Annotated in this window: 10 protein-coding genes and 3 rRNA genes; all 13 read right to left on the minus strand. The window is 65.2% G+C overall.

Annotated elements, in window-relative coordinates:
• Window positions 1–23: 23 nt before the first annotated feature.
• Complete coding sequence (locus tag ABRP24_RS14215) at window positions 24–1,055, minus strand: NAD(P)/FAD-dependent oxidoreductase (RefSeq protein WP_349848873.1); 1,032 nt, start codon at window positions 1,053–1,055, stop codon at window positions 24–26.
• A 6-nt stretch (window positions 1,056–1,061) separates the two neighbouring features.
• A complete protein-coding gene (gene gltX, locus ABRP24_RS14220; RefSeq protein WP_301598492.1) occupies window positions 1,062–2,549 on the minus strand; it encodes a glutamate--tRNA ligase in 1,488 nt (495 codons plus the stop codon).
• 116 nt (window positions 2,550–2,665) lie between these two features.
• Window positions 2,666–2,782, minus strand: a 5S ribosomal RNA gene (gene rrf / locus ABRP24_RS14225).
• Window positions 2,783–2,940: 158 nt separating this feature from the next.
• Window positions 2,941–6,068: ribosomal RNA gene (locus ABRP24_RS14230) — 23S ribosomal RNA — on the minus strand.
• Window positions 6,069–6,495: 427 nt separating this feature from the next.
• A 16S ribosomal RNA gene (locus ABRP24_RS14235) occupies window positions 6,496–8,017 on the minus strand.
• The 16S, 23S and 5S rRNA genes sit together here, the layout of an rRNA operon.
• 520 nt (window positions 8,018–8,537) lie before the next feature.
• Entirely contained in the window at window positions 8,538–9,308 is a 771-nt protein-coding gene (locus ABRP24_RS14240) for a fumarylacetoacetate hydrolase family protein (RefSeq protein WP_027466538.1), read from the minus strand.
• A gap of 30 nt (window positions 9,309–9,338) precedes the next feature.
• Window positions 9,339–10,448 carry a branched-chain amino acid aminotransferase gene (locus ABRP24_RS14245; RefSeq protein WP_027466537.1) on the minus strand — a complete coding sequence of 370 codons (1,110 nt, stop codon included), beginning with the start codon at window positions 10,446–10,448 and terminating at the stop codon, window positions 9,339–9,341.
• 15 nt (window positions 10,449–10,463) lie between these two features.
• Window positions 10,464–11,537: a 3-isopropylmalate dehydrogenase gene (locus ABRP24_RS14250; protein WP_214525475.1), complete on the minus strand. Its 1,074-nt coding sequence runs from the start codon at window positions 11,535–11,537 to the stop codon at window positions 10,464–10,466.
• 13 nt (window positions 11,538–11,550) lie between these two features.
• Window positions 11,551–13,140 (minus strand): phosphoglycerate dehydrogenase, encoded by a 1,590-nt coding sequence (gene serA / locus ABRP24_RS14255; protein ID WP_027466535.1) that lies wholly within the window; start codon window positions 13,138–13,140, stop codon window positions 11,551–11,553.
• 157 nt (window positions 13,141–13,297) lie between these two features.
• Window positions 13,298–13,636, minus strand: a complete 339-nt coding sequence (locus ABRP24_RS14260) for a hypothetical protein (RefSeq protein ID WP_027466534.1) — start codon at window positions 13,634–13,636, stop codon at window positions 13,298–13,300.
• A gap of 41 nt (window positions 13,637–13,677) precedes the next feature.
• Entirely contained in the window at window positions 13,678–14,142 is a 465-nt protein-coding gene (locus tag ABRP24_RS14265; protein ID WP_027466533.1) for a hypothetical protein, read from the minus strand.
• A 59-nt stretch (window positions 14,143–14,201) separates the two neighbouring features.
• The gene (locus ABRP24_RS14270; protein WP_111056057.1) at window positions 14,202–15,392 is read right to left on the minus strand and encodes a mannitol-1-phosphate 5-dehydrogenase; all 1,191 of its coding nucleotides are present in this window, start codon (window positions 15,390–15,392) and stop codon (window positions 14,202–14,204) included.
• 209 nt (window positions 15,393–15,601) lie between these two features.
• Entirely contained in the window at window positions 15,602–16,627 is a 1,026-nt protein-coding gene (gene ilvC / locus ABRP24_RS14275) for a ketol-acid reductoisomerase (protein WP_214543594.1), read from the minus strand.
• Between the last annotated feature and the right edge of the window lie 15 nt (window positions 16,628–16,642).

Consider the following 16,642-nt stretch of genomic DNA (forward strand, 5'->3'; position numbering starts at 1 on the left):
CCGGTCACCCGGGGCACGATCAACTACTGTACAGCATCCCGGAGGTCCGCAAGACCACCCACCAGGTCTCGGTGCACGGCGGCGGCGGTCGCGGCTCCGTGTCCGGCGGCGACGATGAGCTGCTCCGGCCCGGGAGGGGTGACGTCTCCCACGGCGTAGAGCCCCGGGACGGACGTCCGGCCCACCCGGTCGACCACGAGGAGTCCCCGCGTGTCGCGCTGGAGCCCCTCGAGTGCTCCGGGCGTGTCGCCGTTCTCGGCCGTGTTCCCGCTCGTGGCGCTCGTACTCGTGGTGGCGCTGGTGCGCAGCCAGTCGAGGTCGGCGTGCCACACCGGTCGGACGAACCCACCGGTCCGCGGCTCGACGTGGCCGTCCGCGAGCCGGACGCCGGTCATCCCGGAGCGATCGCCCTCGAGGTCCTCGACGACCCGCTCGTCCACGACGACCCCCGCCGACGCCAGCCGAGCACGGCCGGCGTCGTCGAGCGGCGCCACCCCGTTCGTGTAGACGATCAGGTCGTCGGTCCAGGAGGCGATGAGCAGCGCCCGGTCGACCACGTCGTCGGTCTCGCAGATGAACGCGAGCGGCTGCCCGGCCTTGTCGTACGCATCACACTCGACGCAGCTGTGCACCGCGGTGCCGTAGAACGCGCGGAGCATCGGCAGCGCCGGGAACTCTTCACGCAACCCCGTCGCCACGACGACCGTCCGGGCGCGGGCCTCGAGCTCGGTGCCGCGCCACGAGCCGTGCACCCGCCAGGTGTCCGTGTCGACGTCCGGGGCCACCAGGTCGACGACGGACTGGACGACCGTCGCCTCCGGGTACCCCTCGACCTCGGTCCGCCCGAGCTTCCGGAGCTCGAGCGGCGAGATGCCATCGCGCGTCAGGAACCCGTGCGACCGGAGCGTCGCGGCGTTCCGGGGGCGGTTCGCGTCGACGAGCAGCACGGTGCGCTTCGCACGGACCAGGTTGAGCGCAGCGCTCAGCCCGGCCGGACCAGCGCCGATGATCGCCACGTCGTGCACGACCGGGACGGTGTGCGCCGTGCTGCTCACGGTCGGTCAGCGCGCCGCGAGGGCGCGGAGCCGGGTCAGGGTGGACTCCTTGCCCAGGATCTCCATCGACTCGAACAGCGGCGGACTGATCCGACGTCCGGACACCGCCACGCGCAGCGGGCCGAAGGCGACGCGGGGCTTCAGGCCGAGCTCGTCGATGAGGGCTGCACGGAGCGCGCCCTCGACGGCCTCGGTGGTCCAGTCCTGGACGCCCTCGAGTGCCGCGGTGCTCGCCGCCAGGACCGTCGCCGTGTCGCCCTTGAGCGAGGCCAGGGCGTCGTCCTCGACCACCAGGTCGGCGTCGGAGGTGAACAGGAACCCGAGCATCGCCGGTGCCTCGCCGAGCAGCTGCATGCGCTCCTGCACGAGCGGAGCAGCCTTGGTCAGGACCTCGAGCTGCTCCGGGGTCGCCGGGTCGCTGATGAACTCCGACAGGTACGGCAGCAGGCGCGACCGGAAGTCCTCCGGCGCCAGCAGACGGATGTGGTCCCCGTTGATCGCCTCGGCCTTCTTGTGGTCGAAGCGGGCCGGGTTCGGGTTCACGTCGGTGACGTCGAACGCCGCGACCATCTCGTCGATCGAGAACACGTCGCGGTCGGGGCCGATCGACCAGCCGAGCAGCGCCAGGTAGTTGACGAGCCCCTCCGGGATCATGCCGGCGGCACGGTGGTGGAACAGGTTCGACTCGGGGTCACGCTTCGAGAGCTTCTTGTTGCCCTCCCCCATCACGTACGGCAGGTGCCCGAACACGGGGATGGAGGGCGCGAGGCCGATCTCGTACAGCGCCTCGTACAGGGCGATCTGCCGCGGCGTCGACGACAGCAGGTCCTCACCCCGGAGCACGTGGGTGATGCCCATCAGGGCGTCGTCCACCGGGTTCGTGAACGTGTACAGCGGCGTGCCGTTCGGGCGGACCACCACGAAGTCGGGGAACGTGCCCTGCTTGAAGGTGATCTCACCGCGCACCAGGTCGTCGAAGCTCAGGTCACGGTCGGGGACCCGCAGCCGGAGTGCCGGCTCGCGGCCCTCGTCGCGGAAGGCCTGGCGTTCGGCATCGGTCAGGTCACGCTCGTGGTTGTCGTACCCCTGCTTGGGGTCACGACCGGCGGCCTTGTTGCGGGCTTCCATCTCGTCCGGCGTGACGAAGGACTCGTAGATGTGGCCGGATTCCTTGAGCTTCGCGATCACGTCGTCGTAGATCGCGGTTCGCTCGGACTGCCGGTACGGTCCGTGCTCGCCGCCGGCGTCCACCCCTTCGTCCCAGTCGAGCCGGAGCCAGCGGAGCGCGTCGAGGATCTGCGCGTACGACTCCTCGCTGTCGCGGGCGGCGTCGGTGTCCTCGATGCGGAACACGAGCTTGCCGCCGGTGTGGCGGGCGTACGCCCAGTTGAAGAGCGCCGTACGGATGAGCCCCACGTGCGGGGTCCCCGTCGGGCTCGGGCAGAAGCGGACGCGGATGTCGGAGCCGGAGGCGGTGGTGAATGGCGCAGTCATGACCCGTCAACCCTACCGCGGCGCCTGTCCCTCCCACCGGCCCTGTGGATGGGTCGCAGAACGCAGAAAACCCCTGACCACGAATGGTCAGGGGTTCCCTGGTTCTTCTACGTTAAGTCCGGCGGCGTCCTACTCTCCCACAAGGTCCCCCTTGCAGTACCATCGGCGCTGAGAGGCTTAGCTTCCGGGTTCGGAATGTGACCGGGCGTTTCCCTCTCGCTATGACCACCGGAACACTCTCGACCAGATCATGCATTTGGTCTCAAAGCTGTCCCAGCTACCATCTCCCGTGAAGAAGACAGAGCGGTGTATTCAGTTTCGATTCCCGATCGTCTGTCGGGAACCACAAAGTGGACGCGAGCCCGTGCAACAAGTGCACGGAAATCAGTGTGTTATCAAGTCTTCGGCTTATTAGTACCGGTCAGCTCCACGGGTCGTTAGTCCCCGCTTCCACATCCGGCCTATCAACCCAGTAGTCTGCTGGGAGCCTCTCACACTCAAGGTGCATGGAAATCTCATCTCGAAGACGGCTTCCCGCTTAGATGCTTTCAGCGGTTATCCGGTCCGAACGTAGCTAATCAGCGGTGCCCTTGGCAGAACAACTGACACACCAGAGGTTCGTCCATCCCGGTCCTCTCGTACTAGGGATAGATCTTCTCAAATTTCCAACGCGCGCAGCGGATAGGGACCGAACTGTCTCACGACGTTCTAAACCCAGCTCGCGTACCGCTTTAATGGGCGAACAGCCCAACCCTTGGGACCTACTCCAGCCCCAGGATGCGACGAGCCGACATCGAGGTGCCAAACCATGCCGTCGATATGGACTCTTGGGCAAGATCAGCCTGTTATCCCCGAGGTACCTTTTATCCGTTGAGCGACAGCGCTTCCACAAGCCACTGCCGGATCACTAGTCCCGACTTTCGTCCCTGCTCGACCTGTCAGTCTCACAGTCAAGCTCCCTTGTGCACTTACACTCGCCACCTGATTGCCAACCAGGTTGAGGGAACCTTTGGGCGCCTCCGTTACTCTTTGGGAGGCAACCGCCCCAGTTAAACTACCCATCAGGCACTGTCCATGAACCCGATCAGGGTCCTACGTTAGACATCCAAAGTGACCAGAGTGGTATTTCAACAATGACTCCACGAACACTAGCGTGCCCGCTTCACAGTCTCCCACCTATCCTACACAAGCCACTCCGAACACCAATACCAAACTGTAGTAAAGGTCACGGGGTCTTTCCGTCCTGCTGCGCGTAACGAGCATCTTTACTCGTAGTGCAATTTCGCCGAGTTCGCGGTTGAGACAGCTGGGAAGTCGTTACGCCATTCGTGCAGGTCGGAACTTACCCGACAAGGAATTTCGCTACCTTAGGATGGTTATAGTTACCACCGCCGTTTACTGGGGCTTAAATTCAGAGCTTCGCCCAAAGGCTAACCCTTCCTCTTAACCTTCCAGCACCGGGCAGGCGTCAGTCCGTATACATCGTCTTGCGACTTCGCACGGACCTGTGTTTTTAGTAAACAGTCGCTTCCCACTGGTCTCTGCGGCCTTCAACGCTCACGGAGTAAATCCGGTCACGTGTCCGGCCCCCCTTCTCCCGAAGTTACGGGGGCATTTTGCCGAGTTCCTTAACCACGATTCTCTCGATCTCCTTGGTATTCTCTACCTGACCACCTGAGTCGGTTTCGGGTACGGGCGGCTGCAACCTCGCGTCGATGCTTTTCTCGGCAGCATAGGATCACTGATTTCCCCTTACGGGTACGCGTCGGATCTCAGGCACACAGACGACGGATTTGCCTATCGTCAGCCCTACATCCTTACACCAGGTTCACCTTACGGATACCATCGCCTGGCTCAGCTACCTTCCTGCGTCACACCTGTTCATACGCTAACCGCACCAGCATGGGGTCGAGCGTTAGACCGGCCACCATCACCCCGAAGGGATCCGGTTGTACCGGGTTAGGACTCTTAGCACCACTGGATTAGCTTGGGCGGTTGTTCGCCGGTACGGGAATATCAACCCGTTGTCCATCGACTACGCCTGTCGGCCTCGCCTTAGGTCCCGACTTACCCAGGGCGGATTAACCTGGCCCTGGAACCCTTGGTCTTTCGGAGGACGGGTTTCTCACCCGTCTTTCGCTACTCATGCCTGCATTCTCACTCGTGTAGCGTCCACGGCTGGATCACTCCGCCGCTTCACTCGCCACACGACGCTCTCCTACCACTCCGCACGACTGAACCACGAAGGCTTGTCTATAGTGCGAAATCTACAACTTCGGTGGTGTGCTTGAGCCCCGTTACATTGTCGGCGCGGAATCACTTGACCAGTGAGCTATTACGCACTCTTTCAAGGGTGGCTGCTTCTAAGCCAACCTCCTGGTTGTCTGTGCAACTCCACATCCTTTCCCACTTAGCACACGCTTAGGGACCTTAGTTGGTAGTCTGGGTTGTTTCCCTCTCGACGATGAAGCTTATCCCCCACCGTCTCACTGCTGCGCTCTCACTCACCGGCATTCGGAGTTTGGCTGACGTCAGTAACCTGTTGAGGCCCATCGGCCATCCAGTAGCTCTACCTCCGGCGAGAAACACGCAACGCTGCACCTAAATGCATTTCGGAGAGAACCAGCTATCACGAAGTTTGATTGGCCTTTCACCCCTATCCACAGCTCATCCCCTCCATTTTCAACTGAAGTGGGTTCGGTCCTCCACGACGTCTTACCGTCGCTTCAACCTGGCCATGGATAGATCACTTCGCTTCGGGTCTAGAACATGCGACTCAAACGCCCTATTCAGACTCGCTTTCGCTACGGCTGCCCCTCACGGGTTAACCTCGCCACATATCACTAACTCGCAGGCTCATTCTTCAAAAGGCACGCCGTCACCCCTACTAAGGAGGCTCCGACGGTTTGTAAGCAAACGGTTTCAGGTACTATTTCACTCCCCTCCCGGGGTACTTTTCACCTTTCCCTCACGGTACTTGTCCGCTATCGGTCATCTGGGAGTATTTAGGCTTATCAGGTGGTCCTGACAGATTCACACGGGATTTCTCGGGCCCCGTGCTACTTGGGATACACATCCGGCCATAACACCATTTCGTCTACGGGGCTGGCACCCACTACGGCCCGGCTTTCAAACCGGTTCGACTATGATGCGCTGTAACCGTCCCAGTCCGGCAGAACTGAGTGACGTGTCCCACAACCCCGACCATGCAACGCCCGCCGGCTATCACACATGATCGGTTTAGCCTCATCCGCTTTCGCTCGCCACTACTCACGGAATCACATGTTGTTTTCTCTTCCTGTGGGTACTGAGATGTTTCACTTCCCCACGTTCCCTCTACCCGCCCTATATATTCAGGCGGGAGTCACCAGGTCGCAAAACGCCTGGCGGGGTTTCCCCATTCGGAAATCCTCGGATCGAGGCTCGATTATCAGCTCCCCGAGGCTTATCGCAGATTTCTACGTCCTTCATCGGCTCCAGATGCCAAGGCATCCACCGTTTGCTCTTAGAAACTTGACCACAAAGATTAAAATTGCGATCCAACGTCACCAATCAACAACCTAAAAGTCTGATCATGGATGACGCGAATCAAAGATGCTCGCGTCCACTGTGTAGTTCTCAACATACGATCGGCACCAGCACTCCCCCACCACAACGGTAGGTTCACCCTGGCCCGAAGAAGGACCCGTAGGCCCAACCCCCACCACCACTCACGTGACGACAGGAAGCCTGGTCCCTCAGGACCCAACAACGTGCACCAGCCAGCAGCTCCACCCCGACCCGTCCCAACCCTGCAAGCAGAGCGTACTGAGGTCGGAAGCATCACTCCCAACTGCACTGTCAATGTTCCACCCATGAGCTACCCGTCGGACACGTTCGGTCCGAATCAGGCGCCTGGACCATGCGTGCCCCGATAAGGGACAACACGAGGCCAGATGCTCCTTAGAAAGGAGGTGATCCAGCCGCACCTTCCGGTACGGCTACCTTGTTACGACTTAGTCCTAATCACCGATCCCACCTTCGACGGCTCCTTCCACAAGGGTTAGGCCACCGGCTTCGGGTGTTACCGACTTTCATGACTTGACGGGCGGTGTGTACAAGGCCCGGGAACGTATTCACCGCAGCGTTGCTGATCTGCGATTACTAGCGACTCCGACTTCATGAGGTCGAGTTGCAGACCTCAATCCGAACTGAGACCGGCTTTTTGGGATTCGCTCCACCTTACGGTATCGCAGCCCTTTGTACCGGCCATTGTAGCATGCGTGAAGCCCAAGACATAAGGGGCATGATGATTTGACGTCATCCCCACCTTCCTCCGAGTTGACCCCGGCAGTCTCCTATGAGTCCCCGGCATAACCCGCTGGCAACATAGAACGAGGGTTGCGCTCGTTGCGGGACTTAACCCAACATCTCACGACACGAGCTGACGACAACCATGCACCACCTGTACACCGACCACAAGGGGGCGACCATCTCTGGCCGTTTCCGGTGTATGTCAAGCCTTGGTAAGGTTCTTCGCGTTGCATCGAATTAATCCGCATGCTCCGCCGCTTGTGCGGGCCCCCGTCAATTCCTTTGAGTTTTAGCCTTGCGGCCGTACTCCCCAGGCGGGGCGCTTAATGCGTTAGCTACGACACAGAAACCGTGGAAAGGTCCCTACATCTAGCGCCCAACGTTTACGGCATGGACTACCAGGGTATCTAATCCTGTTCGCTCCCCATGCTTTCGCTCCTCAGCGTCAGTTACGGCCCAGAGATCTGCCTTCGCCATCGGTGTTCCTCCTGATATCTGCGCATTCCACCGCTACACCAGGAATTCCAATCTCCCCTACCGCACTCTAGTCTGCCCGTACCCACTGCAAGCCCGAGGTTGAGCCTCGGGATTTCACAGCAGACGCGACAAACCGCCTACGAGCTCTTTACGCCCAATAATTCCGGACAACGCTTGCACCCTACGTATTACCGCGGCTGCTGGCACGTAGTTAGCCGGTGCTTTTTCTGCAGGTACCGTCACTTTCGCTTCTTCCCTACTAAAAGAGGTTTACAACCCGAAGGCCGTCATCCCTCACGCGGCGTTGCTGCATCAGGCTTTCGCCCATTGTGCAATATTCCCCACTGCTGCCTCCCGTAGGAGTCTGGGCCGTGTCTCAGTCCCAGTGTGGCCGGTCACCCTCTCAGGCCGGCTACCCGTCGTCGCCTTGGTGAGCCATTACCTCACCAACAAGCTGATAGGCCGCGAGTCCATCCCCAACCAAAAAATCTTTCCACCACCAGACCATGCGGCCAGTGATCATATCCAGTATTAGACGTCGTTTCCAACGCTTATCCCAGAGTCAGGGGCAGGTTACTCACGTGTTACTCACCCGTTCGCCACTAATCCACCCAGCAAGCTGGGCATCATCGTTCGACTTGCATGTGTTAAGCACGCCGCCAGCGTTCGTCCTGAGCCAGGATCAAACTCTCCGTAAAAAAATACAGACCCAACACCCGAAGGCATCAGACCGAGTTGATTCTGACTGTTGACTGTCTACTGACAATCTTCAATCCAAAAGGAATTGCTTCATGACCCAGTCAGCAAGCCGACCAGGCACGAGGTCAATCAATAAATTGGCATTGACAATGTGCACGCTGTTGAGTTCTCAAGGACCAGACGCACTCCCCGCTCGACCCATCACAGGTTCCGCCAGAGAGGCATTCGTCTTGTACAACCTCCTGGGCGCACAACCAGAGGTCGTGGTTCCGAGGAGTTGGTTGCCTGAGCGGGACCCCGTCCGGACTGCATCTCCAGGTGTTCAACCCGGTGATCGTCTCGGCCGTTCCGTTCTCCGCCTCAGCGGCAACGAGTGATTACTTTACGCAGAGGTGAACGGCAGCGCCAAGCCGGGCCACATCCCGGGCGTGTCGCCATCTGCGCCGCGGCTGGGCACTGCCCCGAGAACGACGAACGGCCCGCTCCCCACCTGGGGGAACGGGCCGTTCGGCAGCGCTGTCAGTGCCGGGCGATGACGGGGTTCTTGAGCGAACCGATGCCGGAGATGGTGACCTCGACGATCTCGCCGTCCCGGATCTGTCCGACACCGGCCGGGGTCCCGGTCAGGATGACGTCACCGGGCAGCAGGGTCCAGATCGAGGACACGAACTCGACGAGCGACGGGATGTCGTGCACCATCTCGTTCGTCGAGGCAGCCTGCCGGAGGTCACCGTCGACGCGGGTCTCGATGCGGATGTCCGACGGGTCGATCTCGGTCTCGATCACGGGGCCGAGCGGGCAGAAGGTGTCGAACCCCTTCGCCCGAGTCCACTGCCCGTCGCGCGCCTGCAGGTCACGGGCGGTCACGTCGTTGGCGATCGTGTAGCCGAGGATGACGCTCGCGAAGTCCTCACGCCGGACGTTCTTCGCGAGTGAACCGATCACGATGGCGAGTTCGCCCTCGTGGTCGACGCGTCCGATGTCGGCGGGGAGGCGGATGGGTTCGTCCGGACCGATCACCGAGGTGTTCGGCTTGAGGAACACCACCGGGTCGTCGCCGGCGCGCTCGTCCATCTCCGAGGCGTGCTCCGAGTAGTTGAGCCCGACGCCGATGACCTTCGAGCGCGGGATGACGGGGGCGAGGAGCTTGGCGTCGGCGAGTGCCACGCGCTCCCCCGTGGTCTCGAACCCCTGGTACATCGGGTCTCCCGCGAGCACCACCAGGGCGCGCTCGTCGAGGATGCCGTACCGGGGGTCTTCACCCTTGCTGCTGAACCGTGCGATCTTCACCGTTCGACCCTACCCACGCCCGCCGGTCGATCAGGACGCGTCGGTCAGCTTGGTCATCCAGCCGTGGGGGTCGGGACGACGGCCGTACTGGATGTCGGTGAGCTCGTCGCGCAGGGACATCGTGAGTTCGCCCGCCCCGACGGTCGGCGAACCGATCGTGAAGCCGTCGCCCCGGAGTTCGGCGATCGGGGTCACCACGGCGGCGGTGCCGCACGCGAAGGCCTCGGTGATCGAGCCGTCGGCGACGCCGTCACGCCACTCGTCGAGGGTCACCCGGCGCTTCTCGACGGTCAGGCCGCGGTCCTCGGCCAGCTGCAGGATCGAGTCACGCGTGATCCCTTCGAGGATCGAGTCGGAGTCGGGCGTGACGAGGGTGCCGTCGGACTTGACCAGGACGACGTTCATGCCGCCGAGCTCTTCGAGGTACTTGCCCTCCACCGAGTCGAGGAACATCACCTGCTGGCAGCCGTGCTCGTAGGCCTCTTGCTGGGGCAGCAGCGACGAGGCGTAGTTGCCGCCGGTCTTCGCCGCACCGGTCCCGCCCTTGCCGGCACGGGCGTACTGCGTCGACAGCCAGATCGACACCGGCTTCGGGCCCGAGGTGAAGTACGCACCGGCCGGGCTCGCGATGCAGTGGTACGCGACGGCCTGTGCAGCCCGGACCCCGAGGAACGACTCCGTCGCGATCATGAACGGCCGCAGGTACAGGCTGGTCTCGGGCGCCGAGGGCACCCAGTCGACATCGGTCTGCACCAACTGCCGGATCGACTCGACGAACGCCTCGACCGGGAGCTCCGGCAGAGCGAGCCGTCGGGCGGACCGCTGGAATCGCCGGGCGTTGGCGTCCGGTCGGAACGACCAGACCGAACCGTCCGCGTGCCGGTAGGCCTTGAGCCCCTCGAAGATCTCCTGGGCGTAGTGCAGGACACTCGCGCTCGGGTCGAGGGACAGCGGCCCGTACGGGTGGATCGACGCGCTGTGCCAGCCGTCGTCGAGCGTCCACTCGACCGTCGCCATGTGGTCGGTGAAGTGCTTGCCGAAGCCCGGGTCGGCGAGGATCTGCTCGCGCTCGGCGGCCGCGCGACGGTCGGCGGACGGGGTGCTGGCGAACTCGAGTCCGAAGGCGGTGTCGGTGCTCATGGGGAGGACTCCTTCTCAGGCGGTGGTGGTGCGTGCCGTGGCCGCGGCGGCGATCGCGTCGCCGATCTCGGCCGTGCGACGCGGCGTGGTGCCCCGGTCGGCGAGGTCGGACTCCACCGCAGCCGTCACCGCGGCCGCCAGGTCACCGCGACCGATGTGGTCGAGCAACAGGGCGACGGAACGGATCGCGGCGGTGGGGTCGGCCAGCTGCTGACCTGCGATGTCCGGCGCGGAACCGTGGACCGGCTCGAACATGCTGGGGAAGGTGCCGTCCGGGTTGATGTTGCCCGAGGCCGCCAGACCGATGCCGCCGCTGATCGCGCCGGCCAGGTCGGTGATGATGTCGCCGAACAGGTTGTCGGTGACGATGACGTCGAACCGTGCGGGGTCGCGCACCATGTGGATGGTGACCGCGTCCACGTGCTGGTAGTCGACCGTGACGTCCGGGTACTCGGCGCCGACGGCCGCGACGGTGCGCTGCCAGAGGGCTCCGGCGTGCACCAGGACGTTGCTCTTGTGCACGAGGGTCAGGTGGCGACGCGGGCGTCGGTCCGCCAGCGCGAAGGCGTACCGCACGACCCGCTCGACACCGAAGGCGGTGTTCAACGAGACCTCGGTCGCGATCTCGTGCGGGGTACCGGTCCGGATGGCACCGCCGTTGCCGACGTAGGGCCCTTCGGTCCCTTCGCGCACGACCACGAAGTCGACCTCACCGGGGTCGGCGAGCGGTGTCGGGACGGCCGGGTGCACCGTCGTCGGCCGGAGGTTCACGTAGTGGTCGAACGCGAAGCGGAGCTTGAGGAGCAGCCCGCGCTCGATGATGCCCCCGGCGAGCCGCGGATCACGCGGGTCACCGCCGACCGCTCCGAGCAGGATCGCGTCGTGCTGCGCGATCGCTGCCATGTCGTCGTCGGTCAGGATGTCGCCGGTCTCCAGGTACCGTGCGGCGCCGAGGGAGAACGGGGTCTCCTGCACCACGAGGTCGTCTGGCAGGACCGCGTGCAGGACCTTCAGGGCCTCGTCGACGACCTCGGGGCCGATGCCGTCACCACGGATGACCGCGAGTCGGATCGTCTGCGCGCTGCTCATGTCCGCCACTCCCCTAGAGCGTGATGTCGATCTCGCGGAGCGAGGACGCGTCGATCGCCGAGCGGACGTGCTCGAGGATCTCGGCCGGCACGGGCGAGTCGACCGTCAGGACGCTCAGCGCCTGGCCACCGGCGGCTTCGCGCGAGATCTGCATCGCGGCGATGTTGATGCCGGCCTGGCCGAACTCCTTGCCGTAGACCGCGACGATGCCCGGTCGGTCGGTGTACTCCATGACGACGTGGTGCCGGTCGAGCGGCACCTCGACGTCGTGCCCGTTGATCTCGACGAGCTTCTCGACCTGCTTCGGGCCGGTGAGCGTGCCGGACACGCTGATCGCCGGGCCGTCGGACTGGGCACCGCGGATCGTCAGCACGTTGCGGTACTCGGGGCTGTCGGTCTCGGTGATGAGGCGGACGGTGACCCCGCGCTGCTCGGCGATGAGCGGGGCGTTGACGTACGAGACCTGGTCGCTCACGACGTCGGTGAAGACGCCCTTGAGCGCCGCGAGCTTCAGCACGCTGACGTCGTACTCGGCGAGCTCGCCGTGCACCTCGACGTCGATGCTCGTGACCGGCGAGGTCGCCAGGGCGGTGAAGACCTGGCCGAGCTTTTCGACGAGCGGGATGCCGGGGCGCACGTACGGGTCGATGACCCCGCCGGCCACGTTCACCGCGTCGGGCACGAGCTCGCCGCCGAGGGCGAGACGGACCGACTTGGCGACCGAGACGCCTGCTTTCTCCTGCGCTTCGTCGGTGGAGGCACCGAGGTGCGGCGTCACGACGACGTTCGGGAGTGCCAGGAGCGGCGAGTCCTTCGGGGGCTCGGCGACGAAGACGTCGAGGCCGGCGCCGGCGATGGTGTTCGCCGTGAGTGCACGGTGCAGGGCGTCCTCGTCGATCAGGCCGCCGCGGGCCACGTTCACGACGAACGCGGTCGGCTTCATCAGGGCGAACTGGGCGTCCGAGATCATGCCGAGGGTCTCCGGCGTCCTCGGCATGTGGATCGTGGTGAAGTCCGCTCGGCGCAGCAGGTCGTCGAGGGAGACGAGCTCGACCCCGAGCTGCTGCGCACGTGCCGTGGTGACGTACGGGTCGTACGCGATGACCGTCACGCCGAAGGCCTGCAGCCGCTGGGTGATGAGCGCGCCGATGCGGCCGAGGCCGATGATGCCGACGGTCTTCTCGTAGAGCTCCACACCGGTGTACGACGAGCGCTTCCACGCGCCGGCGGCCAGCGAGGCGTGGGCGGCCGGGATGTGCCGCGCGAGCGACAGGATGTGCCCGACCGTGAGCTCCGCCGCCGAGATGATGTTCGAGGTCGGGGCGTTCACCACCATCACGCCGGCGGTCGTCGCGGCCTTGATGTCGACGTTGTCGAGGCCGACGCCGGCACGGGCGACGACCTTGAGGCTCGGTGCCGCGGCGATCGCCTCGGCGTCGATCTTGGTGGCGGACCGCACGAGGACGGCGTGCGCGTCGGACAGCGCCGCCAGGAGCGCCGGACGGTCGGTGCCGTCCACGTTCCGGATCTCGAAGTCGGGCCCGAGGGCGTCGACCGTTGCGGGCGAGAGTTCTTCGGCGATCAGGACGACCGGCTTCGACACAGCAGCTGTTTCCTCACTCGAGACGGTTGGTATCCCACCATGCTATCGACGCGGGCCGGTGGTTACGACCGCGGGAGCGGTCCTGTGGAGAACCACACGACGGCCGGGAGGCGCGGGGCGGGGCCGCACCGTGCCTCCTGGCCGTGGGCGGGTCGCGTCAGAAGTCCAGCAGCGTCGGGACGAACAGCTGGAGGTCGAGCCAGAGGGCGCCGGCACCCGCGAACGCGACCACGAACACCGCGATCGTGACGGGCAGGCTCGCGCGCCGGGTGATGACGATCGCCGCGACGAACGCGACCGGCGCGATGAGGATGTCGAGCACGAGCCACAGCCACGGGGTGCTGGTCTGCAGCGAGTCGCCACCCGAGGTCGTCTGGAGGAACGCGTTGAAGGCGTCCACCCGCTGGTTGATCTGCGTCAGGTTGCCGACGGCCTGCACCGTCATGTAGGCGAACAGCGCCGCGAACACCACCCAGACCACGATCTTCGCGACCACGGGGGCACTGTTCCGGCGGGTCGTCGCCGGCACTGCCCCGGTCACCCGAAGCTCCGCGTCAGGAGGAACGGCCAGGGGAAGAGCACGACGGCGCCGAGGAGCATCCAGAGCAGGCGGGTCCGGGTGCGGCTGCTGCGCGCTGCCCAGAGCACCACCGTGAACCAGAGTGCCGGCGCGAGGATCGCGAGGAAGCGGAGCACCTCGACGAAGAGCGTGAGGACGGTGTCGACGCCGGAGACGTACGCGGTCGAGGCGGTGAGGAGCCAGGCCACCGTGTAGAGCAGGTAGAGGCCCCCGAAGACGCCGAACCCGACGAGCGCGCCGGAGGTCTCGGGGGCTTCGGGGTCACGGGCTCCGCGGTCGCGCACCGCCACCGGGTTGTGCGCCGCGTCGACGTGGGTGGCGTCGTCCGCGTCACCCCAGCTGAGGGCGGCGTCGTCGGTGTCGACGGCGTTCGGCACGTCCGGGTCGATCGACCCGTCTGGTGGGGATGCTGCCGTGGTCATGCCCCGATTCTACGAGGGACACGACCCCGGGGAGACCAGCGACGGCCGGGAGGTCGACGTCAGACGTCGGCCGGCTGCGTCGCGAGGACCTCGGCGACGACGTCGCGGACGGCCGGGAAGAGCGGGTGGCTCTCCATCAGGCCCGTGAGGATCTCGGTGAGCGCGTGCGCGGTCGCCCCGGAGCGCAGGAGTGCGTGCAGCTCGATCGACTCCGGGTCGTTCTCGTCGTCGAACGCGAGCGCCGCGCGGACCGCACCGAGCAGGTGTTCGACGGGCAGGCCGCGCTCGGCGAGCTGCGACGCCGGGCCGACGAAGCGTTCACGACGGCCGAGCTTGCGGAGCGGGTTGCGGCCGACGCGTGCCGTGGAGTCCGGCAGGTGCGGGTTCGCGATGCGGGAGAGGTTCGCGGCGACGTAGCGCGCGTGGTCCTCGGGGTCGAAGCCGTGCTTCGCGATCAGCAGTGCGGTGGTCTCGGCGAGCACCCCGTCGACCTCGGCGCGGACGGCGTCGTCCTCGAGTGCTTCGCGGATGAGCCGGATGCCCCGCACGTAGCCGTGGTAGGCGGCGGTGGCGTGCGCCGTGTTGACCGTGTAGAGCTTGCGCTCGACGAAGGGCTGCAGGTCGTCGACCCAGGTGACGCCCTCGATCGTCGGCGGTTCGGCGTCGGAGCCGAGGAACGGGGTGCGCTCGATGACCCACTCGTAGAACGGTTCGAGCACGACGTCGAGGCCGCCGGACTGCCCGAGCACACCGGACTGGTCCGGGACGATGCGGTCGATCGCGCAGTTCGCGAAGACGGCGGCGATGTCGCGGTCTTCGAGGATGGGGGCGCGGCGGATGCTGGCGTGCAGGGAGTCGGTCGCGTTGAACGCGTTCTCGCAGGCCACGATCGTGACGTCACCGCGCTCGAGCGGACGTGCCGCGAGCCCTTCGGCGATGAGCGGCGCGACGAGCGGGAGCGTGCGTGCGCCCACGGCGGTGGTCACCACGTCGGCCTCGGCGATGGCCTGCACCACGCGCTCGCGGTCGGTCTTGCTGCTGAGCGCACGGAACCCGTAGACGAGGTGCTCGACCGGCATCTCGCCGACCTCGTGCACCACGAACCGGCCGGCTTCGTTCAGGGCCGAGACCACGCGTTCGTCGACGTCGACGAAGGTGAGCTCGTAGCCGCTCGCCACGAGGAACTGGCCCACGAACCCACGCCCGATCTTGCCGGCGCCGATGTGGACCGCTCGCTTCGTCACCGCCATCGAACGATCATCCCATGCTGGTCGGGGCGGTCCTGACCGCGGGTGCGCAGCACGGCCGACGGGTGTCGGGAATCGTCCGCGCGCACGGCGGAGGGACGCCGGTCCGCGGCGTCGGGGCTGGAGAAGAGCTGCTGCATAACGTTCGGGTCACATCGCGAGGCGGCGGTGCAGGTGCACCGCCGCCTCGTCATCGAGTGGTTCTCGGAAGACTACCGCGCGGCCGAGCCGTCCACGTAGTCGCCGTCGTTCTGCTTCCACGCGAAGAGCGCGCGGAGCTCACGGCCGGTGGCCTCGATCGGGTGGCCCTCGCCCTTGGCACGGAGCGCCTTGAACTCCGGAGCGCCGGCGTCCTGGTCCTCGATGAAGCGCTTCGCGAAGGCACCGTTCTGGATGTCCGCGAGCACCGCCTTCATGTTCTCCTTGACGTCCGGCGAGATCACGCGCGGGCCGGAGACGTAGTCACCGAACTCGGCGGTGTCGGAGATCGACCAGCGCTGCTTGGTGAGGCCGCCCTCCCAGATGAGGTCGACGATGAGCTTGAGCTCGTGCAGGACCTCGAAGTAGGCGATCTGCGGCTGGTAGCCCGCCTCGACCAGGGTCTCGAAGCCGTACTGGATGAGCTGCGAGGTGCCACCGCAGAGGACGGCCTGCTCGCCGAACAGGTCGGTCTCGGTCTCCTCGGTGAAGGTCGTCTTGATGCCGCCGGAGCGGAGGCCACCGATGGCCTTGGAGTACGACCACGCGAGGTCCCAGGCGGAACCGGACGCGTCGACCTCGACGGCGACGATCACGGGGACGCCACGGCCGGCCTCGTACTCGCGGCGGACGGTGTGCCCCGGGCCCTTCGGCGCGACGAGCGACACGTCGACGCCCTCGGGCGCCTCGATGTAGCCGAAGCGGATGTTGAAGCCGTGGCCGAAGACGAGCGTCGCGCCCGGCTTGAGGTGCGGGCGGATGTCCTCGGCGTAGACGATGCGCTGGACCTGGTCCGGCGCGAGGATGACGACGACGTCGGCCCAGGCGGTGGCGTCGCCCGGGGTGTGGACCTCGAAGCCCGCCTCTTCGGCCTTCTGCCGGCTCTTCGAGCCCTCCTGCAGGCCGATCTTCACCTCGACACCCGAGTCACGGAGGTTGAGGGCGTGGGCGTGGCCCTGCGAGCCGTAGCCGATGACGGCGACCTTCTTGCCCTGGATGAGCGTCAGGTCGGCGTCGGCGTCGTACACGATGTCAGTCACGAGGGTGTGTCTCCT

The organism is Curtobacterium sp. WHRI 8282 (assembly GCF_040223925.2).
Classification (GTDB): Bacteria; Actinomycetota; Actinomycetes; order Actinomycetales; family Microbacteriaceae; genus Curtobacterium; species Curtobacterium flaccumfaciens.